General features: G+C 69.5%; 20 protein-coding genes. 5 read left to right on the top strand and 15 right to left on the bottom strand.

Translation table 11 applies throughout. The features are described 5' to 3' along the window. Nucleotides 1-4 precede the first annotated feature (4 nt). A complete protein-coding gene (locus BKN51_RS18495) occupies nt 5-331 on the top strand; it encodes a CU044_2847 family protein (RefSeq protein WP_101613301.1) in 327 nt (108 codons plus the stop codon). On the opposite strand, the gene BKN51_RS18490 is transcribed toward BKN51_RS18495, so the two are convergent. From BKN51_RS18490 to BKN51_RS18465, 6 genes are all read right to left on the bottom strand, one after another. After that, the gene (locus BKN51_RS18490; RefSeq protein WP_101608832.1) at nt 328-906 is read right to left on the bottom strand and encodes a TetR/AcrR family transcriptional regulator; all 579 of its coding nucleotides are present in this window, start codon (nt 904-906) and stop codon (nt 328-330) included. The two genes, BKN51_RS18495 and BKN51_RS18490, sit on opposite strands and share 4 nt — an antisense overlap. After that, complete coding sequence (locus BKN51_RS18485; RefSeq protein ID WP_101608831.1) at nt 903-2,798, bottom strand: YhgE/Pip domain-containing protein; 1,896 nt, start codon at nt 2,796-2,798, stop codon at nt 903-905. Before BKN51_RS18485 ends, BKN51_RS18490 begins: the two co-directional genes overlap by 4 nt. Then, the gene (locus BKN51_RS18480) at nt 2,795-3,490 is read right to left on the bottom strand and encodes an ATP-binding cassette domain-containing protein (protein ID WP_101608830.1); all 696 of its coding nucleotides are present in this window, start codon (nt 3,488-3,490) and stop codon (nt 2,795-2,797) included. Before BKN51_RS18480 ends, BKN51_RS18485 begins: the two co-directional genes overlap by 4 nt. A 156-nt stretch (nt 3,491-3,646) precedes the next feature. After that, a complete protein-coding gene (locus BKN51_RS18475) occupies nt 3,647-4,576 on the bottom strand; it encodes a GNAT family N-acetyltransferase (protein ID WP_101608829.1) in 930 nt (309 codons plus the stop codon). Nucleotides 4,577-4,608: 32 nt separating this feature from the next. Further along, nucleotides 4,609-5,511, bottom strand: coding sequence for a GNAT family N-acetyltransferase (locus BKN51_RS18470; protein ID WP_101608828.1), 903 nt, complete (start codon nt 5,509-5,511; stop codon nt 4,609-4,611). Next, nucleotides 5,508-6,371, bottom strand: coding sequence for a class I SAM-dependent methyltransferase (locus BKN51_RS18465; RefSeq protein WP_101608827.1), 864 nt, complete (start codon nt 6,369-6,371; stop codon nt 5,508-5,510). The genes BKN51_RS18470 and BKN51_RS18465 overlap by 4 nt, the downstream gene beginning before the upstream one ends. Before the next feature lie 304 nt (nt 6,372-6,675). On the opposite strand from BKN51_RS18465, the gene rpsA reads away from it, so the two are divergent. After that, nucleotides 6,676-8,181: a 30S ribosomal protein S1 gene (gene rpsA, locus BKN51_RS18460; protein ID WP_101608826.1), complete on the top strand. Its 1,506-nt coding sequence runs from the start codon at nt 6,676-6,678 to the stop codon at nt 8,179-8,181. A gap of 152 nt (nt 8,182-8,333) precedes the next feature. On the opposite strand, the gene BKN51_RS18455 is transcribed toward rpsA, so the two are convergent. Continuing rightward, nucleotides 8,334-8,558, bottom strand: a complete 225-nt coding sequence (locus BKN51_RS18455; protein ID WP_101608825.1) for a hypothetical protein — start codon at nt 8,556-8,558, stop codon at nt 8,334-8,336. A 197-nt stretch (nt 8,559-8,755) separates the two neighbouring features. Here BKN51_RS18455 and coaE point away from each other — a divergent pair, with 197 nt between their 5' ends. Beyond that, a complete protein-coding gene (gene coaE, locus BKN51_RS18450) occupies nt 8,756-9,940 on the top strand; it encodes a dephospho-CoA kinase (RefSeq protein WP_101608824.1) in 1,185 nt (394 codons plus the stop codon). A gap of 1 nt (nt 9,941) precedes the next feature. Here the strand turns inward: coaE and BKN51_RS18445 are convergent, their stop codons facing one another. The 3 genes from BKN51_RS18445 to BKN51_RS18435 form a co-directional block, all read right to left on the bottom strand. Then, nucleotides 9,942-11,462: an ArnT family glycosyltransferase gene (locus BKN51_RS18445; protein ID WP_101608823.1), complete on the bottom strand. Its 1,521-nt coding sequence runs from the start codon at nt 11,460-11,462 to the stop codon at nt 9,942-9,944. 89 nt (nt 11,463-11,551) lie between these two features. Beyond that, the gene (locus BKN51_RS18440; RefSeq protein ID WP_101608822.1) at nt 11,552-13,084 is read right to left on the bottom strand and encodes an ArnT family glycosyltransferase; all 1,533 of its coding nucleotides are present in this window, start codon (nt 13,082-13,084) and stop codon (nt 11,552-11,554) included. A 139-nt stretch (nt 13,085-13,223) separates the two neighbouring features. Continuing rightward, the gene (locus tag BKN51_RS18435) at nt 13,224-13,739 is read right to left on the bottom strand and encodes a DUF402 domain-containing protein (protein ID WP_101608821.1); all 516 of its coding nucleotides are present in this window, start codon (nt 13,737-13,739) and stop codon (nt 13,224-13,226) included. Between the two features lie 142 nt (nt 13,740-13,881). Between BKN51_RS18435 and BKN51_RS18430 the strand changes: the two genes are divergently transcribed. Beyond that, nucleotides 13,882-15,135 (top strand): DUF5685 family protein, encoded by a 1,254-nt coding sequence (locus BKN51_RS18430; protein WP_101608820.1) that lies wholly within the window; start codon nt 13,882-13,884, stop codon nt 15,133-15,135. 51 nt (nt 15,136-15,186) lie between these two features. Then, on the top strand, nt 15,187-17,346 hold the full coding sequence (gene uvrB / locus BKN51_RS18425) for an excinuclease ABC subunit UvrB (protein WP_101608819.1): 2,160 nt from the start codon (nt 15,187-15,189) through the stop codon (nt 17,344-17,346). Between the two features lie 41 nt (nt 17,347-17,387). Here the strand turns inward: uvrB and BKN51_RS18420 are convergent, their stop codons facing one another. The 5 genes from BKN51_RS18420 to BKN51_RS18400 all read right to left on the bottom strand — a co-directional run bounded on the left by BKN51_RS18420 (nt 17,388) and on the right by BKN51_RS18400 (nt 24,236). Next, a complete protein-coding gene (locus BKN51_RS18420; RefSeq protein ID WP_101608818.1) occupies nt 17,388-18,797 on the bottom strand; it encodes a S28 family serine protease in 1,410 nt (469 codons plus the stop codon). A 101-nt stretch (nt 18,798-18,898) separates the two neighbouring features. Continuing rightward, nucleotides 18,899-19,669 (bottom strand): enoyl-CoA hydratase/isomerase family protein, encoded by a 771-nt coding sequence (locus BKN51_RS18415; RefSeq protein ID WP_101608817.1) that lies wholly within the window; start codon nt 19,667-19,669, stop codon nt 18,899-18,901. Nucleotides 19,670-19,712: 43 nt separating this feature from the next. After that, a complete protein-coding gene (locus tag BKN51_RS18410) occupies nt 19,713-20,135 on the bottom strand; it encodes a hypothetical protein (protein ID WP_101613300.1) in 423 nt (140 codons plus the stop codon). A 257-nt stretch (nt 20,136-20,392) separates the two neighbouring features. Continuing rightward, complete coding sequence (locus tag BKN51_RS18405; protein WP_101608816.1) at nt 20,393-21,352, bottom strand: ABC transporter permease; 960 nt, start codon at nt 21,350-21,352, stop codon at nt 20,393-20,395. Next, nucleotides 21,345-24,236 carry an alpha/beta fold hydrolase gene (locus tag BKN51_RS18400; protein ID WP_101608815.1) on the bottom strand — a complete coding sequence of 964 codons (2,892 nt, stop codon included), beginning with the start codon at nt 24,234-24,236 and terminating at the stop codon, nt 21,345-21,347. The genes BKN51_RS18405 and BKN51_RS18400 overlap by 8 nt, the downstream gene beginning before the upstream one ends. Nucleotides 24,237-24,503 lie beyond the last annotated feature (267 nt).

Raw genomic sequence — 24,503 nt, 5'->3', positions numbered from 1 at the left:
GCCGGTGAACGACCTGGCGCGGTTCCCGCTCGAAGGCGGCGGTTCGGTGGTCGTCGAGATCGACCCGGTCCCCGGCACCTCCCGGGTCTCCCGGCGTGACGACCTGGTCGAGGACGCCAAAGGATCGTTCGAGGCGGCGCTGGCGAACGTGAAGGACGCGGCCGCGGCGGCACTCGACACCTTCCGGTCGATGACGAGAGGGCCGGACGAGGTCGAGCTCAAGTTCGGCGTCAAGCTCACCGCGCAGGCGGGTGCGGTGATCGCGAAAACGGGGCTGGAGGGGAACTTCGAGGTCAAGCTGAAGTGGGTCCGGGACCCGGAGACCCGCTAGCGGCCGAGGCCCCGGATCAGCACCATCACCGATTCCCGGACGTCGGCCCGCGTCCGTTTCGGCTGGAACACCTGCCAGTCCAGCGCGACCACCAGCATCGTGCCGAACAATCCGGCCGCGGCCGTCTGGATCTGGACGCCGTCGGGCAGTCGCCCGGCGGCGTCCAGCCGGTGGAGTTGTTCCCGCACGATCGAGATGATCTCCTCGCGCAGCAACGTCAGCGTCTCGTGCCAGGTGCCGGGCGTGCGCCACATCTCGCTCACCAAGATCTGTGAGAAGCCGGGGTATTCGGCGATGAACTCCAGCGCACCGTCCACTTGGGACTCGATGACGTCCATCGGGTCGCCGTCGCCGGTGGCCGTGCGCAGGCGGTCCGCGAGCACGCCGACGCCGTAGCGCAGCAGTGCGTCGACGAGACCGTCTTTGCTGCCGAAGTTGTAGTAGACGGTGCCCTTGGCGACCTTCGCCTCGGCCGCGATGTCGTCCACCGTCAGCCCGACGAGGCCGCGGCTGGCGGACAGCCGCAGCGTCGCCTCGAACAACTTCTGCTTCGTCGCCTCACCCCGGGTGGTCACAACGCCAGCTCGGGTTTCAGCGCCGAAACCGTCCAGGTGCGCCGTTTCCGCGCGGCCAGCGTCGAAACCAGGATCGCGCCGACGAGGTACGCGACCAGGACACCGATGTCACCGAGGATCTTCATCGACGCGCCACTGTAGAGCAGGTGCCGGAACCCGTCGATCGCGTAACCCATCGGCAGCACGATGTGCAACGGGTACAGCGCGTCCGGGATCGTCTGCCACGGGAACGTGCCGCCCGCGCTGACCAGCTGCAGCACCAGCAGCACCAGGCCGAGGAACTTCCCGACGGCGCCGAAGAAGGCGTTGAGCGCGTGCACCACGGCGGTGAAGGTGAGCGACACCAGCACGGCGAACCCGATCGCGCCGAGCGGATGCGCGACGTCGATGCCGACCAACCAGGTCACCGCGCCGAACAGCACGATCACCTGCGCGATCCCCAGCAGGGCCGAGGCGAGCCAGCCGCCGAGCGCGACCTTGAACGCTGACGCGCCCGCGGTCAGCGCGCGGGTGGAAAGCGGCCGCAGCAACAGGAACAGCACGAACGCGCCGATCCAGGTGGCGAGCGAGATGAAGAACGGGGCGAGGCCCGCGCCGTAGGTCCCGGCCGAGGCGACGCCGGACGAGCTGACCGCGACCGGGTCGGCGATCGTGTTGGCGGTGGCCGCGCGGGTGGGGTCGTCGGGGTTCGGGATCTCCTTGAGCCCGGCGGCGAGTCCGTCACGCAGCTGGACCGCGCCGTCGGCGAGCTGGTTCGTGCCGGTGACCGCGGACTTCTCGCCGTCGTTCAGCTTCGAAGCGCCGTCACGGATCTGGTTCGACGCGTCGGCCGCCTGTGCGATCCCGCTGGTGAGCTGCGGCGTCGCCGAGGCCAGCTGGTGCGCCCCGTCGGACACCTGGCGCGCGCCGGACGCGAGCTGGGTGAGCTGGCTGTTCGCGCCCTGGATCTTGGTGTTGGCCTGGTCCACCGGTGACCGGAGGGTGTCGAGGCGGCTCAGGATCTCCTGGACCTTCGCCTCCGGGACTTCGGCGTTCCGCAGGTCCTGCGCGAGCTGGGTGCGGTAGCCGTCGAGCTTGGCCTGGACGTCCCCGGACGCCGTCGCCGCGAGCGAGGCCGCGTCGGCGACCTTCTGGTTCCCGTCGGCGACCTGACCGGCGCCGTCGGCGAGTTTCTGCGTCTGGGCGGGCAGCTGGGCGGTACTGGATTTCAGGGTGCCGAGCCCGGTCGCCAGCTGGGAGCTGCCGGAGGCGAGCTGGGAGGCGCCGTCGGCGAGCTGCTGCTGGCCCGATTTGAGCTTGCCCGCGCCGTCGGCGAGCTGGGAAGCGCCCGTCGACGCCTCCTGGATCTTGCCGTAGATCGTGGAGAAACCGACCAGGAACTTGTCGGCCGCCTCGCTGCCGACCTTTTCCGCGATCGTCTTGCGGACCTGTTCGGCCACCTGTTTCGCGATGGTGCCCGACAGATAGTTGTTGGCGTCGTTCGTGGTCAGCGTGATCGTCGCCTGCTGGGGCTGGAAGTTGCCCGAGGACAGCAGCGCCGTGGAGAAGTCGCGCGGGATGCCGATGGCGAACGAGTAGGTGTCGTCGCGGACGCCCTTGGCGGCCTCCTCCGGGGAGACCTCGTGCCACTGGAACGTGCCGGACTTGACCAGTTCGTCGGTGACCTCACGGCCGACGTTGCGTTCCGCTCCGGCCGAGTCCTTCGCCCCGGCATCGGAGGTGAAGACGGCGGCGGGCAGCTTGTCGAGGCGCGAGTACGGGTCGAAGTTCGCGTAGAGGTAGAAGGACGCGTAGAGCAGCGGCACCAGGACGAGCGCGGCCATGGCGAGCTTCGGCAGGGTGCCGCTGCTCAGCCGGCGCAGCTCGTTGGCGGCGATCCGGACGGGGTTCATTCCTGGTCTCCTGAAGTCTTTTCAGTCTCTTCGGTTTCGTCCGGCTCCGCCTCTGGTTCGAGAGGCGCGCAGCGCACGGGGTCGGGCTGCTCGAGGGCGCCGCAGAGGGCGGGCGTCTCCGGCAGGGCCGAAACCGGGGTGGTGGCGGTCAGCACGATGACGGCGAGGCCGCGTTCGGCGTGCTCGCGGGCGAGCCGGGCCCAGCTGCCGACGTCGCTGGTGTGCCTGTCGGGGGTGTCGAGCACGAGGACGCCGACGTCCTTGCGGCCCGCGGCGAGCGCGGTGAGCAGCCGGGTGCGCGTCACCGCGGCGATGTTTTCGAAGCGGGTGGTGGCGAAGGCGGCGGCGTCGTGCTCGGCCAGCCAGCTCGCGACGGCGGCCTTGTTCGACGGCCGCTTCGCCAGTTCGAGTTCCTCCCCGACGACGACCTGCAGCGACAGCGCGCCGTCCGGCTCGCTCACGCCGGGCGCGTCGACGACCGCCACGACCTTGTGCGGGTCGCCGCCCTCGACGGTCACCGTCCCGGTGGCGGGCTTGAGTCTGCCCGCCAGCGCCAGCCCGAAGGCCGTGACGCCCACTCCTGGCTCGCCGTGCACGATCGCCAGCTCACCACCCGAAACGGTGAGTGAAGTAGGCGACAGCAACGTGCCGTGGGGTCCGGTGACGGACACCCTGTCGGCTTGAACCCGCACGAAGAACTCCCAGGTCGGTGACTCGCGGAACTTTTGAACTGACTGGTCAGTTCAAAAGTTAGCCCTGACCTGGGAGGTGCACAACCGCGCGGGGCCCACGTCACACGCAAGGGTGACGAAACCACCGCAAACCGGACGGTTAGCGCTGCTTTTCGACTAGCGCAGGGCCGAAGCGGGGTGGACCTCCCAGGACGTCCACAGTGGACGATAACCCTGCCGGTGCCAGAACACCGAAGAAAGCGGGTTGGTCGGGTTGTAGTAGAGGTAGGTGCCGTCCGCGCCGTCGGCGGAGAACTCTTGGTGCACCACGGACATCAAGGTCCGCCCGAGTCCGTTCCCGCGCAGGCCGGGCACGGTGACGACGTTGTTGACGTAGCCCCAGCGGCCGTAGGGGAGGAGTTCCGCCTCGGCCGACCCCGGTGACGACGTGATCCAGGCGGCGTGCGCGAACGCGACGGCCGCCCCCTCCCGCTCGGCGAGCCACAGCAGCGGGGTGTCCTTGCCGAGGGCCCGTTCCAGGGCCGGGGCGAGCAGTTCGGCGGCGTTCGAGCGCTGCCGGGTGGCGACCTGGCCGATGTAGTCGTGCGTCGACACGGCCATCGCGAGCACTTCCTCGAAGTCCTCCGTCCGTGCCCGGCGGATGGTCACCCCGTCGTCGGCCGCGGCGTCGGGGTGGCAGCCGGTGCGCACGGCGAGCGCGGACATCGGCACCAGCCCGTGGTCGAGGAAGGCGCGGATCGCCTCGGCGTCCCGGCTCGGCCAATTGACCACGCAGGACGAATCCTCACCGGGGGATTCGGCGTCCATCCACGTCCGCCACGCGCGCAGCAGCACGTCCATGCCCTCGGTGCCGGTGTTCCCGATGAACGGGAAGAGCTGGCGCACGTCGGCGGCGGACCAGAGCAGGGGGATGTCGTCCGGGCCGTGCAACTGCCGCTGGACCACGCCGGTGACCTGGACACCCGCCGCCGTGGCGGCGTCCACCCGCTCGCCGGCGACCGGGGCGGGGGCGGCTTCGGGCAGCAGCCGGTCGACCGCCGCGAACCGTGCCCGGTGCGCGTCGAACAGCGTCTTTTCGATTTCCATCCCGCCCCCAGGGTCGACCGCGCCGGTCACCGCTACCGCAGGGCACTGGCGGGGCTCGCCGCCCACGTCGTCCACAGAGGACGATAACCCTGCCGGTGCCAGAACACCGGGGAAAGCGGATTGGCCGGATTGTACGAGACGAAGGTACCGCGCGACGACGGAGAGAACAGCTCGTCGTGTGCCACGGCGGTCAGCGCGCGCCCGATCCCGCGCCCCCGCGCGGCGGCGGTGACCGCGAGCGTGCCGACGTAGCCCCACTCGCCGGGCGGCAGTCGTCCCGCGAGCGCGTCGCCCGCGACCGGGGAGCGCTTTCCGCCGGTCACGATCCCCACCGTGACGCCTTCCTCTTCGGCGATCCAGACGCGGCCGCCGAACTGCAGCCCGCGCCGGACCTCCTCGGCGAGCAGGGCCCTGGCCCCGGGGCGGACGACGCCGTGGCCCACGAACGAGGTGTAGCGAAGTTCTTCGAACCGCAGCGCGACGATCTCCTCCAGGTCGCCGCCGGAGGATTCCCGGACGGTCACGCCGGGCACGGCGTGCGCCTCGCCCAGCGCGGGCGCGCGGACGGCCAGCGCCAGTTGCGGCGCGAGCCCGTGGTCGAGCAGGGCCCGCGTGACCACGACGTCACGGCTGGGCCAGGTGACCGTGCACGACGAATCGGGTTCGGGGTCGGCGAGCGCGATCCGCTCGCGCCAGGCGGAGAGCAGCGCGCTCATGCCCGCGCCGGCGTCGCGGGGCAGGATCGCGGTGAGGATCTGCAGGTGCGCCGGGCTCCAGAGCCGTTGCCAGGAGCCCGTCGCGAACCGCACGTGCGCGATCGTCCCGGCGGCGCCGCCCGCTTCGACGGGCTCGCCGGGCGGGAGCGGCGGCGGCGACGGGAGCAGCGGGTCGAGCGCGGCGAACCGCGCTCGCTGCAGCGCCGCCGTCGAGGTCATCCCCGCTGGGTGCAGAAGATCGCGGTACCGGGGAAGAGCTTGCCGCGCAGCGGGCTCCACTGCCCCCAGGTGCGGGAGTGGCCCTCCGGCCAGGCGGGCTCGATGAGATCCGTCAGCGCGAAACCCGCGTCGGCGAGCGCGCGGACGTAGTCGCCGAGGGTGCGGTGGTACTCGACGTAGGTCGCGACTCCCTCCTCGTCGACCTCGACGTAGGGCGTGCGGTCGAAATACGGCTGGGTGACGGTGAGGCCCTGCGGCCCGGGGTCGTCGGGGAAGATCCAGCGCATCGGATGAGTCACCGAGAACACCCAGCGGGAACCCGGCCGGAGCACCCGGTGGACTTCGGCGAACACGACGTCCACCGACGCCACGAACGGGATCGCGCCGAAGGCCGAGCACGCCGCGTCGAAGCTCGCGTCGGCGAAGGGGAGCGACTCCGCCGTCGCCTGCACGAGCGGGACGGCGGGACCGGTCCGCTCGTTGCCCTCCCTCGCGTGGCGGAGCATGCCCGCCGACAGGTCGGTCGCCACCGCTTCGGCACCCTGCGCGGCGAGCCAGCGCGAGGACGCCGCTTGCCCGCAGCCGACCTCGAGGATCCGCTTGCCGCCGACTTCACCCAGGAGCGCGACGTCGGCCTCGCGGACGCCCTCCGGGCACCAGACGAAGTCCGCGTCGCCGAGGAACCCGCCGTGGGTCGCTTGGTAGTCGTCGGCGTCGGCGTCCCACCACGCCAGGTTCGCGGCCGTCGCCTCGGGCGCCGAGACCGCCCGATAGGCGACCCCCGCGGTGCCGAGCCGCTCCTCGGCCTGCGCGTGCCTTTCGGCCTCCGGCTGCTGCTCGGTGGCGGACTGCTGACTCAAACCGATATCCTTTCCCCAGGTCAGGGCTTCGCGGGACAGCTTATCCGCCCGGCGTGATCGCGGTAGCCACCCTGATTGTGCCGTGTACAGGGGGCCGCGTAGGATATCTGTTAGCGCAGTGGGTTCGCGCTACTCTTTCCCCCGGTTCGCTCAGCGTCCGGGTCAGGGGGTCGCGTACCGGATGCGGTGATGCTCGCGGTCGTTCCCTGTGGACGTTTGCAGACGTGGTCGCCTCATGCCGGAAGAGCCCATGGTGCCCTAACCGCAAACCCACTACTTCCCATCCACCGGAGCAACCCGCCTAATGACGACCGACACCGCCACCGCCCCGACCGCCCCCACTGGGGCCCCGCAGGTCGCTATCAACGACATCGGGTCGGAGGAAGATTTCCTCGCAGCGATCGACAAGACGATCAAGTACTTCAACGATGGCGACATCGTCGAAGGAACCATCGTCAAGGTTGACCGTGACGAGGTCCTGCTCGACATCGGCTACAAGACCGAGGGTGTCATCCCCTCGCGTGAGCTCTCCATCAAGCACGATGTCGACCCGGCTGAGGTTGTCACCGTCGGCGATGAGGTCGAAGCCCTGGTCCTCCAGAAGGAGGACAAGGAAGGCCGTCTGATCCTGTCCAAGAAGCGTGCGCAGTACGAGCGCGCCTGGGGCACGATCGAGGAGCTCAAGGAGAAGGACGAGCCCGTCAAGGGCACCGTCATCGAGGTCGTCAAGGGCGGCCTCATCCTGGACATCGGCCTCCGTGGCTTCCTGCCCGCGTCGCTGGTCGAGATGCGCCGTGTGCGCGACCTGCAGCCGTACGTGGGCCGTGAGCTCGAGGCGAAGATCATCGAGCTGGACAAGAACCGCAACAACGTGGTCCTGTCCCGCCGTGCCTACCTGGAGCAGACCCAGTCCGAGGTGCGCAGCGAGTTCCTCAACGCGCTCGCCAAGGGTCAGGTCCGCAAGGGCGTCGTGTCGTCCATCGTCAACTTCGGTGCCTTCGTGGACCTGGGTGGCGTCGACGGCCTGGTGCACGTCTCCGAGCTGTCCTGGAAGCACATCGACCACCCGTCCGAGGTCGTCGAGGTCGGTCAGGAGGTCACGGTCGAGGTTCTGGACGTCGACATGGACCGCGAGCGCGTCTCGCTGTCGCTGAAGGCGACCCAGGAAGACCCGTGGCGTCAGTTCGCCCGCACCCACGCGATCGGCCAGATCGTGCCGGGCAAGGTCACCAAGCTCGTTCCGTTCGGTGCGTTCGTGCGCGTCGAAGAGGGCATCGAGGGCCTGGTGCACATCTCCGAGCTGGCCGAGCGCCACGTGGAGATCCCGGAGCAGGTCGTCCAGGTCAACGGCGACGTGATGGTCAAGGTCATCGACATCGACCTCGAGCGTCGTCGCATCTCGCTGTCGCTGAAGCAGGCGAACGAGGGCGTCACGCCGGAGACCGAGTTCGACCCCACTCAGTACGGCATGGCCGCCGAGTACGACACCGAGGGGAACTACATCTACCCCGAGGGCTTCGACCCGGACACCCAGGAGTGGCAGGACGGCTTCGACAAGCAGCGTGAGGAGTGGGAGCGTCAGTACGCCGAGGCTCACACCCGCTACGAGGCTCACATGAAGCAGGTCGTCAAGGCCGCCGAGGCCGACGCCGAGGCAGCCGCCGACGCCGCGACCGGTGTCACCAGCAGCAGCAGCGACTCGGGCGAGCAGAGCTACACCTCCGCTCCGGCCGAGGCCAAGAGCGGTGGCACGCTGGCCAGCGACGAGCAGCTCGCGGCTCTCCGCGAGAAGCTGTCGGGCGGCGCGTGATCCAGGCGCTCAGCCACTAGCTGACAGACAGCGGCCCCGGTCCATCACGGACCGGGGCCGCTGTCTTTTCCGCGTTTCGTCCTCTGGATGTGGTCCTTGCACGCGCAACTACCGCAAGTAGAGGACTACTTGCGGTGCGGGGTGGGACGGGGTCAGGAGGTGGCGGGCCGGACGGCCGGAACCCAGATGCGTTCGAGCGCCGCGGCGCGGGCCTTGCGGCGGAGCCCGGCAAAGCTGTGCCTGGCGGGGACCATGAGCGCGCTCAGCCAGGTGCGCCGGTATTCGGCGAGGGCTTCGGCCACGGGACGATGGAGGACACAGTGCACCAGGCCCGGCGATCCGAGCCGGTGCCTTCCAGTGTGCTTGCCGTCTGCCATCGTTCCTCCGTGTGGGCTACCTTCGCCGCGCACGGTACGCAATCGAGGCCCCAAATCCGCGTAACCGACCGGCGTGTCACTCGAAATGGTTGAGTCGCGCGTCACGATGATCTTGCCTTTTGCACCTGTCTGTGCCGGATGTACCCATCGCGTGACCCTCGGCGGTCGTCCCAGGTGACGCCACTAGGCTGATCGTCATGCTGCGTGTGGGCCTGACCGGCGGGATCGGCGCCGGAAAATCGACGGTGGCGAACCGGCTTTCCGAGCACGGTGCCGTCCCCATCGACTCCGACAAGATCGCCAGGGAGGTCGTCGAACCGGGGACACCCGGGCTCGCCGAGCTCGTCGAAGCGTTCGGGGACGACATCCTCGCGTCCGACGGTTCGCTCGATCGCGCCGCGCTCGCCGCCAAGGCGTTCGCCGACGAGGAGTCCCGCAAACGGCTGAACTCGATCGTCCACCCGAGGGTCGGCGCGCGCACGGCCGAGTTGATGGCGGGAGCGGCGCCGGACGCGATCATCGTCCATGACATCCCGCTGCTGGTCGAAGGCGGCCTCGCGCCGATGTACCACCTCGTCGTGATGGTCGACGCGCCGGAAGAGGTCCGGGTCCGCCGCCTGGTCGAGGCGCGGGGGATGGCCGAGACCGACGCGCGCGCCAGGATCAAGGCGCAGGCCACGACCGATCAGCGCCGGGCGGTGGCCGACGTCTGGTTCGACAACAGCGGAGCGCCCGACATCGTGCTCGCCGACGTCGACGCACTGTGGGCGGACAGGCTGACCCCGTTCGAGGCGAACGTGCGGCTCCGCAAGCCGCGGGCGCCGATGTCGCCGAAGATCGCCCAGTACGACCAGACGTGGCCCGCGCAGGCCGAACGGGCACTCGCGCGGATCCGCATGGTGGTGGGGGACAAGGCCGTGCGGGTCGACCACATCGGTTCGACGTCGGTGCCGGGGCTGCCCGCCAAGGACATCCTCGACCTCCAGCTGACCGTGTCCACTTTGGACAAGGCCGACGAGCTGTCCGAAGCGCTGTCCGACGCCGGGTTCCCGCGCGCGGAGGGCGAGTGGTTCGACGACGCGCACGGCGAAGAAGGCACCTGGCCGAAACGGTTCCACTTCGGTGGCGACCCGCGCCGTCCGGTCAACCTGCACGTCCGCTCCCAGGAGACGCCGGCCTGGCGGCTCGCGCTGCTGTTCCCGGAGTGGCTGCGCCGCAACTCCGACGAGCGTGACGCCTACGCCGCGGTCAAGAACGCCATGGCCGCGAAGCACGCCGGAGACGGGACCGTCGAGCGGTACACCGACGAGAAGCAGGTCTGGGTCGACGCGGCCTTCGCGCGGGCCGACGCGTGGGCCGCGTCGGTGGGCTGGACGCCGTAGGTCACACGCGGAATTCCCGCAGGCCGGGCCACGCCGTCGCCCAGGATTCGGTGTGGCCGGTGACCAGCCAGATCGGCATCCCGCGGCTCACGTTGCGGACACCGAGCTCGTTGTCGACGTGGGAAACGATCCGGGCTTCGGTGAACGAACGCAGCAGCCGCGCCGGATCGGGTCCGACGAACAGCACGCTGTCCGCGGTCTCGGGCGGGCGGCCGAAATACCAGAAGCCCCGGCTGGGGCTGTACACGGCGGGCAGTCCGTAGTCGGCGCCGTACCGGTCCAGCGCCCCGGCCTGCCAGTACCCGGCCGTGACGAGCGTGGTGCGCGCTCGCTGCTCCGGCGGGAGCCGGTGATAGGCGTCCGCGACCGAACGGGCGAGGTCCGGCCAGCCGATCTCCTCCAGCGCGTACGCCGGACGCGGGACCTCGCGGCCTTCCGCGAGCCAGGTGGCGGGCCAGACCGGCAGCGCGTACGGAAGGGTGTACAGCGCGGAAAGCAGGAACACCGGCCAGGTCGGGATCCAGCGGAACCACAGTGACGGCTTCAGCTGTCCGAAGTGGACGGCCGCGCCCGCCCACAGGACGCCGAACATGCCCGCCGCGTAGTAGTACCGGCCGTTGGACAGGATGAACAGCGCGATCACCCCGACGGCGGTCCAGCCGAGGAAACGGTACTCGCGCGACTTGGCCGAGAACAGCAGCACCCCGAGTCCATAAAGGACGCCCACGACACCGATGCCGAGCCCGGCCCCGGTCAGCAGGGCGGGCAGGAACCCGGCGCGGCCGCTCCAGCCGCCGGTGGTCTCGTGCGCGATGACGTCGCCCATCTCCAGTTGCGGCCAGCCGTTCGAGGCCTGCCACCACAGCGTGGGCACGAGCGACACCGCGGCGATTCCCGCGCCGAGCCAGAGTTTCGGCCTGCGCAAGAGATCCCGGGGTCCGAAGATGAGGATCGCGACCCCGGCGGCGACCCAGAACGTCGCGACGAGGAGCTTGACGTTCAGCGCGACGGCGGTGGCCACGCCCAGCCACAGCAACAGGTTGTCGTCACGCGTCCGCATCCACCGCACGAGCAGCCACGCGATGAGCGCCCACAAGGCCGGGTCGATCGTCGAGGTCGCCAGGTAGTGCCCGCTCCCGATGAACTGCCCGCAGATCGCGTACGCGGCGGCCGCACGGGTCTGCGCCCGGCGGTCGCCGCCCATCTCGTAGGCGATGAGCCCGGTGAACACGACCCCCGCGGCCGTCGCGAGGACGGCGGGGAGCCGGAACACGAAGACGTTGCCCGGCGCGAGCCAGTCCATCAGCATCGCCAGGAAGGGGAGCACCGGCGGCTGATCGGCGTAACCCCAGGCCAGCCGCTTGCCCGCGGAGAGGAAGTACAGTTCGTCGCCGAAGTAGCCGTACCGCCACGCTGTCGCCAGCAGGACCGCCGCGGTCGCGGCGGCGAGCAGCGCCACCGGGAGCCGGGCGAACGCCGTGCCGGACGCGGTCGGTGTTTCGGCCGCGCTGGCGGCTTCCATCCATTCCTCGCAGATCCTTCGGGTGCCGGTCCTCTCGCACCCTAGCCGCCACCGGCGCGACACGTCGGTCGTGAAAGGACCGGTGAGGCTCAGAAGCCCCAGTCCGTGAGTCTCGGCCACACCTCGTCCCACGTCCCGTTCCGGCCCGTGGCCAGCCAGATCTTCATGCCCTGACTCGAATTCGGCACCCCGGCACGGTTGTCGAGCGCACCGACGTCACGCACCTGCGTGAAGTACGGCACAAGCACCGAAGCGTCGTTCCCGACGAACAGGACGTCCCGTGCCGATTCCGGCGGCCGCGGGAAAGTCGCGTAGCCGCGGTTCGGGCTCGACGGCGACGGAAGCCCCAGCTCCGGTCCATAGTGGTCGATGGCACTGGCCTGCCAGTACTTCGCCGCGATGACGCCCGTGCGAGACGGGTCGGGAACGGCGCGGTACGCCCCCGCCACCGACTCCGTGATCTCCCGCCAGCCGATCTCCTCGTCGGCGAGGAGCGGCCGCGCCCAGGCCGGGGTGCTCGCGACCGACGACGGCGGGAGGATCGGAAGCGTCTGCGGAATCGTGACCACCGCCGCCAGGACGTAGACCGGCCAGGTGGCGATCCAGCGCCAGTACTTCGACGCCTGACCCGCTTCGATCTCCACCGCGGCGGCCGCGAACAGCGGGGCGAACATCCCGGCCGCGTAGTAGTAACGCCCGTTCGCCAGCAGGAACAGGGCGAGTACGCCGAGCGCGGTCCAGCCGAGGAACCGGTACGGCCGCAGGCGTTCGGAGCGCAGCAGCCGCCACAGCCCGTAACAGACGAGGACCATCCCCACCGGGACGCCCGCGCTCATCACCAGCGTCGGAACGAACGTGGCCCGCCCGCCCCAGCCCGCCGAAACCTCCTGGGAGATCGCGGCGCCCATCGTCAGCTGCGGCCAGCCGTTCGCGGCCTGCCAGACGAGCGTGGGGGTGATCATCGCGACGGCGATCAGCGCGCCGAACCAGAGCGCCGGACGGCGGAGGAGATCGCGCGGCCCGAAGACCACCGCGGCGGCCAGCGCGACGACCCAGAACGCCCCGATGAGGAACTTCGTGTTCAGCGCGAACCCGGTCACCACGCCGCTCCAGAGCAGGAGGCCGTCCGCGCGGGTCCGGGTCCACCGGACGAGCAGCCAGATCAGCAGCGTCCACAGGAACGGGTCGAGGGTGCTGGTCGCCAGGTAGTGCCCGCCGCCGAGCATCTGGACGGACACCGCGAAGGTCGCCGCCGCGATCACCTGCGCCCGGCGTCCGCCGCCCAGTTCCCTGGCGATCAACGCGGTCAGCACGACTCCGGCGACCATCGCCAGCGTCGCCGGGATCCGCAGGACGAAGGGTGAATCGGCGCCGAACGCGTCCATCAGCCGGGCCAGGAGCGGCAACAGCGGCGGCTGGTCGGCATACCCCCAGTCCAGATGCCGGCCCGCCGCCAGGAAGTACAGCTCGTCGCCGAAGTAGCCGTAGCGACCGGCCGTCGCCGTGAGCACCGCCCCCATCGCCCCGGCGATCGCGAGCACCGGCGTCCTGGCGAACGGCGCGACCTCCGCGCGTTCTCGTTCCCTGTACCGCTCTCGGAGTCCCTCGGCCTCGACGACCACGGGTATCCGCCCCCTCTCGATCGGTTTCGCTGATGATCGAGGGTCCCGTGAGGCAACTCCTCCGGTAATCGTCCGGCCGGTCAGGGTCCGTTCATCCTAGGGATGAGTCAGGATCAACCGATCGGTGGATGTGGACCGGTCAATGCCGCCGCCAGCCGAGCGTGATGTCCTTTGTGGACAGCCAGTGGCGCAGGTCGTGACCGTGGGCGGCCAGCCCGTCCACGGTCGTGTGGCTGACGCCGAGCGCGCGTTCGCCGTCGGCGGCGGAGAGCAGCCCGGTGGTGACCGCGGCGAGGAGTTCGTCGGTGTCGATCACCTCGACGGACTTCTTGTCCCGCAGGACGAGGTCGAGATACAGGTCGGTGGCGACCCAGACGCCGTCTTCACGACGGATGTCGACGACGTCGAGGTAGAAGTCCTGATCGCGTTCGTGGCCGGGGTTGAACCAGAAGTCGGTGATCCGCAGGCCGAGATCCGGCAGCAGCCAGGACTCGAGGTAGCGGAACTGCTTCCGCCCCGGAGCCGGTCGCGCCATGTAGAGGCCGAAGGGCTCCTCGCGGTATTCCTCGACGTCCCTCACGACGCCCTTGGGATCCGTGTTGGTCTTCGCGGCCGGATCGAAGTACTCGACCTTGGGCGGGTGCAGCGCGGTCATGCGCCCATCTTGGAAGGCCCCGGCGTCCGCGGCCACCACCCAACCGGGTGGACGATCACGGTTTCGTGCTTTCGCCGGAGTAAGGCGCCGGGGGCGGATAGGGTGCGCTGGTTCCGCCATAGGGGTGAGTGGGAGACAACGCATGTTCGGGATCATCAGGCCGTGCCGCCATCGGCTCTCCGCGGGTCTGCACGCGGATTGGCTCGCTCATCTCTGCGGTCTTTGCCTGGCGTTGCGCGACGAACACGGACATCTCGCCCGAATGGTGACGAACTATGACGGCTTGATCATCTCGGCGCTCGTCGAAGCCCAGTCGCCGCGTGCGGAGGGACGGCGCGACGCCGGTCCTTGTCCGCTTCGGGCGATGAAGGGAACGTCGGTCGCGAAGGGGGATGGTGCCCAGCTCGCGGCGGCGGTCTCCCTCGTGCTGGCTTCGGCCAAGATCAGTGACCACGTCGAGGACCGTGACGGCGCCTTCGCGCGGCGCTCCGTCGCTCTCGCCGCGAGGCGGGTGGCGACGCGCTGGGCGGACCAGGGGAGCCGCACGGGCATCAGAGTCGGGTTCGACACGGCGGTCCTCACTGAGGCCGTCGACAGGCAGGGCGAGATCGAACGCGCCGTCAGCCTCGGTGATTCGGCCGTGCTCGCCACCGAACCCGCCGAACTGGCGACTTCGGCCGCGTTCGCGCACACCGCCGTGCTGGCCGGGCGTCCGGAGAACGCCGCGCCGCTGGCCGAGGCCGGTCGCCTGTTCGGCAGGGCCGCGCATCTGCTCGACGCCGTCGAAGATCTCGCCGTGGACGAGGCCGCCGGTGCCTGGAACCCGCTGACGGCCACCGGGACCGGGCTCGCCGAGGCGCGGCGGCTGTGCGACGACGCCGTGTTCGGTGTCGAACTCGCCCTTCGCGAGGTGAGGTTCGATCAGCCCAAGCTGGTGCACGCGTTGCTGGTGCACGAACTGCGTCAGGCGGTGCGGCGGGCCTTCGGGCACGGATCCCAGCAGCCCCCGCCGGGGTGGATCGGTCCCGGACCTCAGCCGCAACAGCATCCGCATCAGCCGTATCCGGCTCACCAGGGCGGTTACCAGCCGCCACCTCCGCCGCCGGGCGCTCCCGGTGGTGGAGGCCCGCCCCAGGAGCCGCCCAAGCAGAAGCGGAAGCACGGCGGCCCGCCGACCGACGGCCAGGGTGGTTGCTGCTGGACGCCGAAGTTCCGGGTGCCCGCCCGCCCGAGGGGGTTCTTCTTCGGCTGCGCGGTGGCGACCTACATGTGCTGCTCGTGCCAGTTCTGCTGCCGGGACCCGTTCCCGGGGGCGTGGAGCGGGAAGCCGCACGAGGCCTGGTGCAACAACTGTGACGGTTGTGACTGCTGCAACTGCTGTGACTGTTCCTGTTGAGCCGACCAGGCGAAACGGAAACTGTCGGACCCAGCGCCTACTCTGGTCCTCGTGGCTTTCGCAACCGAACACCCCGTACTCGCCCAGTCGGACCACCGGCCCGTCACGGACATCCCCCGGACCGGCGGCCGGTTCGAGGTCGTCAGTGACTACAAGCCCGCCGGTGACCAGCCGGCGGCCATCGACGAGCTCGAACGCCGGGTCAACGCGGGCGAGCGGGACGTCGTGCTGCTGGGCGCGACGGGTACCGGTAAGTCGGCGACGACGGCCTGGCTGATCGAGCGCGTCCAGCGCCCGACGCTGGTGATGGCGCCGAACAAGACGCTCGCCGCGCAGCTGGCGAACGAGCTGAGGGAGCTGTTCCCGCACAACGCGGTCGAGTACTTCGTCAGTTACTACGACTACTACCAGCCCGAGGCGTACATCGCGCAGACGGACACCTACATCGAGAAGGACTCGTCGATCAACGACGACGTCGAGCGGCTGCGGCACTCGGCGACGATGAACCTGCTTTCGCGGCGCGACGTCATCGTGGTCGCGAGTGTCTCGTGCATCTACGGCCTCGGCACACCCCAGTCGTATCTGGACCGGTCCTCGGAGCTGAAGGTCGGCGAGCAGCTCGACCGGGACGTTTTCCTCCGCGCACTGGTGGACGTGCAGTACACCCGCAACGACATCGCCTTCGCCCGCGGCACCTTCCGCGCCCGCGGCGACACGGTCGAGATCATCCCGGCGTACGAGGAACTGGCGATCCGCGTCGAGTTCTTCGGCGACGAGATCGAGAAGCTGTACTACCTGCACCCGCTCACCGGCGACATCGTGAAAGAGGTCGACGAGGTCCGCATCTTCCCGGCCACGCACTACGTCGCGGGCCCGGAGCGGATGGAGAAGGCCATCCACGGCATCGAGGCCGAGCTGGAGCAGCGGCTGGCCGAGCTGGAGAAGCAGGGCAAGCTGCTCGAGGCGCAGCGGCTGCGGATGCGCACCGCGTACGACATCGAGATGATGCGCCAGGTCGGGTTCTGCTCCGGCATCGAGAACTACTCGCGGCATATCGACGGCCGCGAGGCGGGGACGGCGCCCGCCACGCTGATCGACTACTTCCCGGACGACTTCCTGCTGGTCATCGACGAGTCGCACCAGACCGTCCCGCAGATCGGCGGCATGTTCGAAGGCGACATGTCGCGGAAGCGGAACCTGGTCGAGTTCGGGTTCCGGCTGCCCAGCGCGGTGGACAACCGGCCGTTGACCTGGGAGGAGTTCACCGACCGGATCGGGCAGACGGTGTACCTGTCGGCGACGCCGGGGCCGTACGAGATGGGGCAGGCGGGCGGCGAGTTCGTCGAGCAGGTCATCCGGCCGACCGGCCTGGTCGACCCGAAGGTGGTCGTGAAGCCCACCGAAGGCCAGATCGACGACCTGGTGCACGAGATCCGCGAGCGGGCCGAGAAGGACGAGCGCGTCCTGGTCACCACGCTCACCAAGAAGATGTCCGAGGACCTCACCGACTACCTGCTGGAGCTGGGCATCCGGGTGCGGTACCTGCACTCCGAGGTGGACACCCTGCGCCGGATCGAGCTGCTGCGGCAGTTGCGGGCGGGCGACTTCGACGTGCTGGTCGGCATCAACCTGCTCCGTGAGGGCCTCGACCTGCCCGAGGTCTCGCTGGTCGCGATCCTCGACGCGGACAAGGAAGGCTTCCTCCGCAGCGGCACGTCGCTGATCCAGACGATCGGCCGTGCCGCGCGAAACGTGTCGGGTGAAGTCCACATGTACGCGGACAAGATCACCGACTCGATGCGGCACGCCATCGACGAGACCGATCGCCGCCGCGAGAAGCAGGTCGCCTACAACGAGGAACGCGGCGTCGACCCGCAGCCGCTGCGGAAGAAGATCGCCGACATCCTCGACCGCGTCTACAGCGAGGCCGAGGACTCGGAGGAGACGGTCGCCGTCGGCGGTTCGGGCCGGAACGCGTCGCGCGGCAAGAAGCCCGAGCAGGGCGACAGGGTGCGCAGCTCCGGGATGCTCGTCGACAAGGACGTCTCCGGGATGCCGCGCGCCCAGCTGGCCGACCTCATCCAGCAGATGACCGAGCAGATGATGCAGGCCGCGCGCGACCTGCAGTTCGAGCTGGCGGCCCGGCTGCGGGACGAGGTCTCCGACCTCAAGAAGGAACTGCGCGGCATGGACGCGGCCGGCATCAAGTAGCGCGTGCAACTACCGCAACTAGAGGACGAAACGCGTGAGGGTCAGAGGCGCGGGCGGTGCTGCAGGCTCAGGTCCGCGTCGAAGTCCGGGAAGCCGGACGGCACCGAGCGCGTGGTCACCCCGGGCGAAACCGGGGGCAGTCCCGCCCAGCGCCGTACGTTGTTCGTCGCTTCGGCTGCCTGAGCCGCCGGAAGCTGCGAGATCCGCGCGCCGTGGTTCCCGCCCGGCACGGTGTAGCTGTACGAGTCCTTCGTGCCGAAGCCGAGCTGGAACGGTTCCGCGCCCCAAGGATCGTTCCCGCCGTAGACGAACAGCAGCCGCTTCCCCTGCGTCTTCACCCAGAAGTCGATGTCCGGCATCGCCAGGTGATCGAACCGCGGGATGTCGACCGACTTCGGCACGAACGTCCGCGACACGTTGGTTCCCGGGTAGCGCAGCAGATCCCGGAGATAGCCTTCGTAGGACTCCGGGGCGCCGAGCTGATAGGCCGCCTGGAAGTAGTAGGGGACGTAGATCCCGAGGTTCTGGTCGGAGTAGGTGTTGAGGCTTTCGACGCGTTCGAACCACGCGTAGACCTCGGCCACCGGGGCGCCGGCCTTCGGGATCGTCGCGCAGTCGGACTGCTTCTGGTACTGCCAGAAGGCGAAGTACGAGTCGATGACCGAAATCTCCAGCGAGATGTCGGCCGAGCCGACGGTCGTGAACGTGTAGCCGTTCTTGGCCGCGTCCGCCGCGGCGAGCGCCGCGAACTCCGGACGCCGGGTCAGCACGTCGCGCTGGATCGCCTTCAGCGCAGACCGGCAGGCCGGGTCGTTCCCGACGTTCGCCAGGAACCGGTTGTAGCGGTCGTGCGAGTTGATGACGTCGTTGGGCGCGACGTAGGGGATCGTCGCGTCGACGTCGTTCGGGAAGAACCTACGGAAGTAGGTCGCCGTCATGCCGCCCTTGCTGCCGCCCGTCGCGAGCCACTTGCCCGGGTAGAGCCGCTTGAAGGCCTCCACAGCGCGGTGCTGGTCGGCGGCGGCCTGCCAGATGGTCAGGTGCTTGCCCCAGTCCGGCCGGTCCGGTCGCGACGGGGTGAAGAACCGGTACTCCATCGACAGCTGGTTGCCGTCGACGATCTGGGTCGGCTCCGAGCGGTTGGGCGATTCCGACACGTTGTACCCGCTCGTGTACACCACGGTCGGCGAGCGGAACTCCTTGTGCAGCAAGGTGAAACGCTGCTGGAAGGTGCCGGAGCCAGGCCTGCGGTGGTCCACGGGCTGGGTGTAGCTGAGCTTGAAGAACCGGTATCCGGTCGGCGCCGGATTTTCCGAGACGACGGTCAGGCCGGGTATCCGCCCGAGTGCCTCTTTGACGTCCTCGGGTGCCGCCTGCGCGACCGGGGTCAGCCCGGCCAGTGAGAGAACGGTGATCGCCAGGACCGACCACGCCGCCGTGAGCTTCCGCATCCATGCCCTCCCCATCGGGACCTGTTGAGCGGTCGGATACTCACAGAGTCGCCGCCGGTGGGCAATCGCCTATCCGGACGGTGTCCCGGTGACCGGGACGGCTATCCGGCGCGGCGGAGCACGCGTTCGACGTAGGCCTTGATGGCCGCGAGCGCCTCGGGTGAGCTCCACAGTTCGAGGACGTGGGCGTCGTCGCCGGTGCGGTGCTCGGCGATCCGCTCGTGGAACGGCCGGTGCAGCTGGGCCTTCGTGTGCGCGTACGCGGCCGCGGGGATCTCGGCGAGTTTCCCGGCCACCTCGATCGCGCGCGGCAGCACGGACTCGGGCGCGGTCACCTCGTTCACCAGCCCGAGCCGGAGCGCGTCCTCCGGCAGGTGGGTCTCGCCGAGGAACGCGAGTTCGGCGAGGATGTCGGCGCCGAACCCGGACCGCAGGATCTCCAGCGCCGCCAACGGGAACGGGACGCCGACGAGCAGTTCGGTGATCCCGATCCGGCCAGGGCCGTCGGCGAGGACGCGGCGGTCGCAGGCGGCGGCCAGCACGGCCCCGCCGGCGATCGCGTGTCCGTTGACGGCCGCGACCACCGGGCCGGGGAAGCCGAACACCGAGAGGAACGCATCCGACAGCGCGGGCAGGAAGTCCTCGACGTAGTCCGCGCCGCCGTCGTGCACCCGTCGGAGGTCGACACCTGCCGAGAAGACGCCGCCGGTACCGGTCAGCACGACCCCGCGACAGCCGCCGAGCTGGACGTCTTCGAGCCGGAGGGCCAGCTCTTGGCAGAATTCCGTGTCGAGGGTGTTCGCCTTGCCGTGCTGGAGGGTGACGACGGCGATCCCGCCTTCGTCGTCCACGCGGATCGAAGAGGTGGCCATGGGCCGACCGTACCCGAGCCCGCGGAGATCTACAGTGGACCGCTCAATCCGCGAGGCGCACGGTGATCGTCGGGCTGAAGGAACGCTTGCGGTTCCAGCCGGATTCCGCGCCGATGCTCAGCTGGATCGCCCGGTCGGAGGGCGACCAGTAGCCGGTGCGGACGAAGTACGCGTCCATCGCGCACAGCCTGCTGCAAGACTTGCGGTTGCAGATGGTCTCCCAGCCCCACTGCCTGCCGCTCTCCTCGACGCCGTTGCGGCGGACGAACAGATGCGGGTTGCCGATGTCGCGGCAGTAGGCGCTGCCCTCGGAGATGTAGAGGACCCCGTCGATCTTGTAGAAACGCTTGTTGTCGAGAAGTGTCACCTGACCAGAAGCGGCGAATCCGACTCTGCCGCCCTTGTCGGCGGTCATGGTCCAAGCAAGGGAGAATTCTTGGACCGGGATCTCCAGTGACTGGGTCATGGTCACGTCCCCGCTTTCTGCTCGCGTCGGCACCTTTCCCCTGAAGATAAGGATTTCCCGGAGGTCGCCGAAGCTGAACGGTAACTTTTCACCCAATGAGTCGATGATCGGAAAATCGATGGTCTCATGCGCATGAAACACCGATTACCGGCGCTAATGGGTGAAGGTCGCCACGGCCAGTGAAAACCGGGGCCCACCAGGGAAGCGATTTTCGTCTTCCCGGTGGGCCCCGGTGGTTTTCGAGTACGGAAACGCTCTCAGCTGGTGATGTCCTTCGTCGCGAACCGGCGACCGGCCAGGAGGAAGAACACCGTGCCGTACAACGCCGCCGACAGCAGGCCGTTGGCCATGTTCGTCCAGTCGATGTCGGTCGAGATCAGATCCATCCACGAGAACGCGAAATGCGTCGGCAGATAGTCCCTCAGCCCTTCCAGTGCGGTGATCTGGTCGAGGATCTGCGAAACGATCGCGACGATCACCGCACCGCCGACAGCGCCCAGCGGGGCATCGGTGGCGACCGAGAGCAGCATCGCCAGACCGGCCACCCACGCCAGCTGCAGGATGATGTAGATCGTCGCCAGCCCCATGGCCACGAGGCTGTCGCTGAACGACACCGCGTCCCCGGTTGGGCTGATCGCGTCGCCCGCCCCGTACCAGATGACGCCGACTATCAGCGCCACCAGCGGCAACAGGATCAGCGCGATCGCGGACAGGATGCCGGAGACGATCGCCTTCTGCCGCAGCACCCGATGCCGGGGGACCGGCATCGCGAGCAGGTATTTCAGGCTCGACCACGACGCCTCGCTCGCGATCGTGTCGCCGTAGAACAGCGCCACGATCATCGGGAGCAGGAACGTCCCGGAGACGAACAGCGCGAGCACCACGAAGTTCGGCGCGCTCGCGGTGGCGAGGTCGACGAATCCGCCGCTGCGGCGGTTCGGGTTGGCCTGCCCGATCTCGAAAGCGATCACCAGGATGAACGGCAGCAGCGCGACGAACCCCAGCATGAGCTGGGTCCGCCGCCGTTTGAGCTGCCGTTTCAGTTCGACGCCGAGCCGCAGCGTCCGGTCGGCGCGGTAACCCGCCACCGCCCCGTCCGGGCCGACCTCGGTGCGTTCGTGCGACGCGACCTCGGTCAGCTCCAGCAGGGCCGCCGGATCGGTGTGCACTCCGTGATCCGCCCGGGTCACCGGGCCGGAGCCATTGGTCTTACTCACCCTTCGAGTCCTCTCCGACCAGCTGCAGGAACGCGTCTTCCAGACGGCGCCGCGGCCCGGCCTGCTCGACCGCGACCCCGGCCCGCACGAGGGCGGCGACCGCCTCGGCGCGCGCGAGACCGTCGAGATCCGCGTGGACCAGTTCCCCGTCGACGTCGACGCCGGAAACGCCCCCGACCTTCCGCAGCGCTTCGGCCGCTTCGGCGGGCTTGTCGACCCGGAAGGTCGCCTCGCCGCTGGACGCGGCCAGTTCGCCGACCTCACCCGAAGCGACCAGCATGCCGCGGTGCATCACGACCACGTGCGTACAGGTCTGCTCGACCTCGGCCAGCAGGTGGCTCGAGACCACCACGGTGCGCCCCGTCGCCGCGTAGCGCTGGAGCACCTCGCGCATCTGGTGGATCTGTGGCGGGTCGAGTCCGTTGGTCGGTTCGTCGAGCACCATGAGCTCCGGCAGGCCGAGCATCGCCTGCGCGATCGCGAGCCGCTGCCGCATGCCCTGGCTGTAGGTGCGGACCCGCCGGTTCACCGCGTCGCCGAGCCCGGCGATCTCCAGTGCCTCGGCGAAATGCGCCCTCTCCTTCGGGCGGCCCGTGCTCGCCCAGTACAACTCCAGGTTCTCCTTGCCGGACAGGTGCGGCAGGAAGCCCGATCCCTCCACAAAGGACCCGATCCGGGACAGCACCGGCGCGCCGGGAGCGATCAGATGGCCGAACACGCGGATGTGGCCCGCCGTCGGCGTGATCAGCCCCATCAGCATGCGCAGCGTCGTCGTCTTGCCCGCGCCGTTCGGCCCGAGCAGCCCGAGCACCTGGCCGGGTTCGACCCGGAACGACAGGTCCTTCACCGCGACGAAACCGCCCGCGTAGGACTTGTGCAGGCCCTCGATCACCAGCGGCGTCTTCGAGAGGCTCTCGTCGACGTCGTGGGCGCGGCGGCGGCGGAACGCGGCGATCACCGTGATCGCGATCCCCGCGAGCAGGGTTCCGGCGATCCCGAGCAGCTGCGCGACGGGTGCTCCCGCGCCGACCGACGTGCCGTGGACGACCGGGACTCCCAGCCCTCCACCGTCCGCCAGCCCGATGCGGAACACCGCGGGTTCGACCGGGGTGGCGAACGCCTGATCCGTCGTGCCGACGACGAGCCGGAGCGTGTGCCCGGCCTCCAGCGGCCGCACGATGCCCGGCAGGGTCACCGTCACCTCGACCGGGCTGCCGTCGGCGGGCAGACCGGAGACACGGAAGGGTGCGACGGCGTTGGCCGGGAGCGTGCGGACGCCTTCCGAGTTGACGTCGTAGAGCTTCGCGAACAGGACGGCTTCCTTCTGCGCCGGCGCGGCGGAAGGATCCGCGGACACCTGCAGCCGGACCGTGGACGAACCGGCCACGATCGTCTGCTCGCCAAGCGGCGCCGTCGCGAACTGCGCGGCCTGACCGGGCGGGTCGATACTGAACAGCCCGGAAAGCCGGGACGAGCCCGCGACCGCTCCGTTCAAACCGGGGATCCCGCTCACCGCGGCGGGGTTGCCGCCCGCGGGCCGGACGACCGGCTGGGCCGGGCCCTCCAGCGCGAAACGCCGCCGCTCGGTGGCGTCCCCGGTCGCTCCCGGGTACGCGGGGGCGGTGACGGTCCGGACCGAAGGGGCGCCGTTGGCCCGCAGCGTGCCCTGGATGTCGTAGCTGAACCCGGTGCCGGGATCGGTGCCCTGGCCGGTCAGTGAGAACTTGAGGAAATCGGCGATCTGCGCCCGGAGCTTCTGCCCGGGCTTCCCGCCGTCGTGGCCGCCGGTGTACCAGATCGTGCGGACCTTGCCGCCCGCCGCGGCGATCTGCCGGGCGGTCGCGTCGGACTGGTCCAATCCGAACAGAGTGTCGCTTTCGCCCTGCACCAGCAGGGTCGGCACGGTGATCTTGTCCGTCACGGACGCGGGGGAGACGCGGCGAAGCAGGTCGACGGTGCGCTGGCTCGCCTTGCCGGTGGTCGCGAGTTCGGTGTAGGCCTGACAGACGTCGGCGGTGAACCGTCCACACGGGTCGGCGGGACCGGGTGTCGGCCGCTGTCCGTTCGGGCCGCCGAGCGGAAGGGACTGCGCCGCCGCGCCCGCCGCGGCCGCGCCCTGGGAGGCGCCGGACTCACTGGTCTCGTCACCGGCCTCGGGCGCGTCGTTGGAAGGTGATCCACCCTGGGCCGCACCGGAACCGGCGGAGAAGAAGATGCCCGCCCACGACCTCTTGAAGACACCGTCCGAAGTGAACGCTCCGGCGGCGGGAGTGGTGGCGTTCGGCGCCGCCGGGGCGGCGGCGTTCGGGAAGAGTCCCTGCGCCAGGTCGTTGTAGGTGATCACCGGTGCGATCGCGTCGACCCGCTTGTCGGTCCCGGCGAGCAGCAGCGAAAGCGCGCCGCCGTACGAAGCGCCGGACACGGCCACCTTCGGATCGCCGTTTTCGCTGAGGACCTCGGGCCGTGCGGCCAGGGTGTCGATCAGCTTCCGGGCGTCGGCGACCTCGCGGTCGGGGTCGTTGAGCGCGATCTTCCCGGTGCTGCGGCCGAAACCACGCGCGGACCAGGCGAGGACGACGAAACCCTTCTCGGCGAGCTCGCGTGCTTCGGTGGCGACGCTGTTCTTGTCGCCACCGAAGCCGTGGGCGAGCAAGACGGCGGGCGCCGGGGTCTGCTCGGGAAGGTACGTGGTCGTGTCGATCTTGACGACCTCGGACGAGCCGGGGACTTCCGGCAGGTCGAGAGTCGCTTCCTGGGTTTTGACCGTGGACGGAGCGGGATCGCTGTTCGTCCACACGACGGCCGCGGCGGCCAGGACCACCACGACCGCGGCGAGCGCGATGAGCTTCGCGCCTCGCGTACGAGGGAGCGGGATTCGGGGCACGGAATGACCGTATTCGCCCGAAGCTGAGAACGCCTCGTCGAGCTAACGCGGACCACACAAGGGTGGGTTGTCCCGCCATCAGAACGGGTACTAGAAGAGCGAGGAGAGGTGAGTGTGACGGGAGTTACGCCATCATCTTGGTGACAAGGGCAACCTTAACTGGCGTCATGCGTACAGACAGGTCAAACTGGACCAGCTGTGAGGGGAGTATTCCTTCGCGGCGGTGTCGTCAGCACGGTGGTCTTCGCAGGCCCCCGGCACCGTCGG

Source organism: Amycolatopsis sp. BJA-103 (assembly GCF_002849735.1).
GTDB lineage: Bacteria > Actinomycetota > Actinomycetes > Mycobacteriales > Pseudonocardiaceae > Amycolatopsis.
Note: the sequence above shows the minus strand (reverse complement) of the source record. Positions and strands in the feature narration are given on the sequence as shown.

Coding starts and splice junctions, on each gene's coding strand:
- BKN51_RS18485 (WP_101608831.1), bottom strand. CDS start 2,798: ATGAACCCCGTCCGGATCGCCGCCAACGAGCTGCGCCGGCTGAGCAGC.
- BKN51_RS18475 (WP_101608829.1), bottom strand. CDS start 4,576: ATGGAAATCGAAAAGACGCTGTTCGACGCGCACCGGGCACGGTTCGCG.
- BKN51_RS18470 (WP_101608828.1), bottom strand. CDS start 5,511: ATGACCTCGACGGCGGCGCTGCAGCGAGCGCGGTTCGCCGCGCTCGAC.
- rpsA (WP_101608826.1), top strand. CDS start 6,676: ATGACGACCGACACCGCCACCGCCCCGACCGCCCCCACTGGGGCCCCG.
- BKN51_RS18455 (WP_101608825.1), bottom strand. CDS start 8,558: ATGGCAGACGGCAAGCACACTGGAAGGCACCGGCTCGGATCGCCGGGC.
- coaE (WP_101608824.1), top strand. CDS start 8,756: ATGCTGCGTGTGGGCCTGACCGGCGGGATCGGCGCCGGAAAATCGACG.
- BKN51_RS18445 (WP_101608823.1), bottom strand. CDS start 11,462: ATGGAAGCCGCCAGCGCGGCCGAAACACCGACCGCGTCCGGCACGGCG.
- BKN51_RS18435 (WP_101608821.1), bottom strand. CDS start 13,739: ATGACCGCGCTGCACCCGCCCAAGGTCGAGTACTTCGATCCGGCCGCG.
- BKN51_RS18430 (WP_101608820.1), top strand. CDS start 13,882: ATGTTCGGGATCATCAGGCCGTGCCGCCATCGGCTCTCCGCGGGTCTG.
- BKN51_RS18420 (WP_101608818.1), bottom strand. CDS start 18,797: ATGCGGAAGCTCACGGCGGCGTGGTCGGTCCTGGCGATCACCGTTCTC.
- BKN51_RS18415 (WP_101608817.1), bottom strand. CDS start 19,669: ATGGCCACCTCTTCGATCCGCGTGGACGACGAAGGCGGGATCGCCGTC.
- BKN51_RS18410 (WP_101613300.1), bottom strand. CDS start 20,135: ATGACCCAGTCACTGGAGATCCCGGTCCAAGAATTCTCCCTTGCTTGG.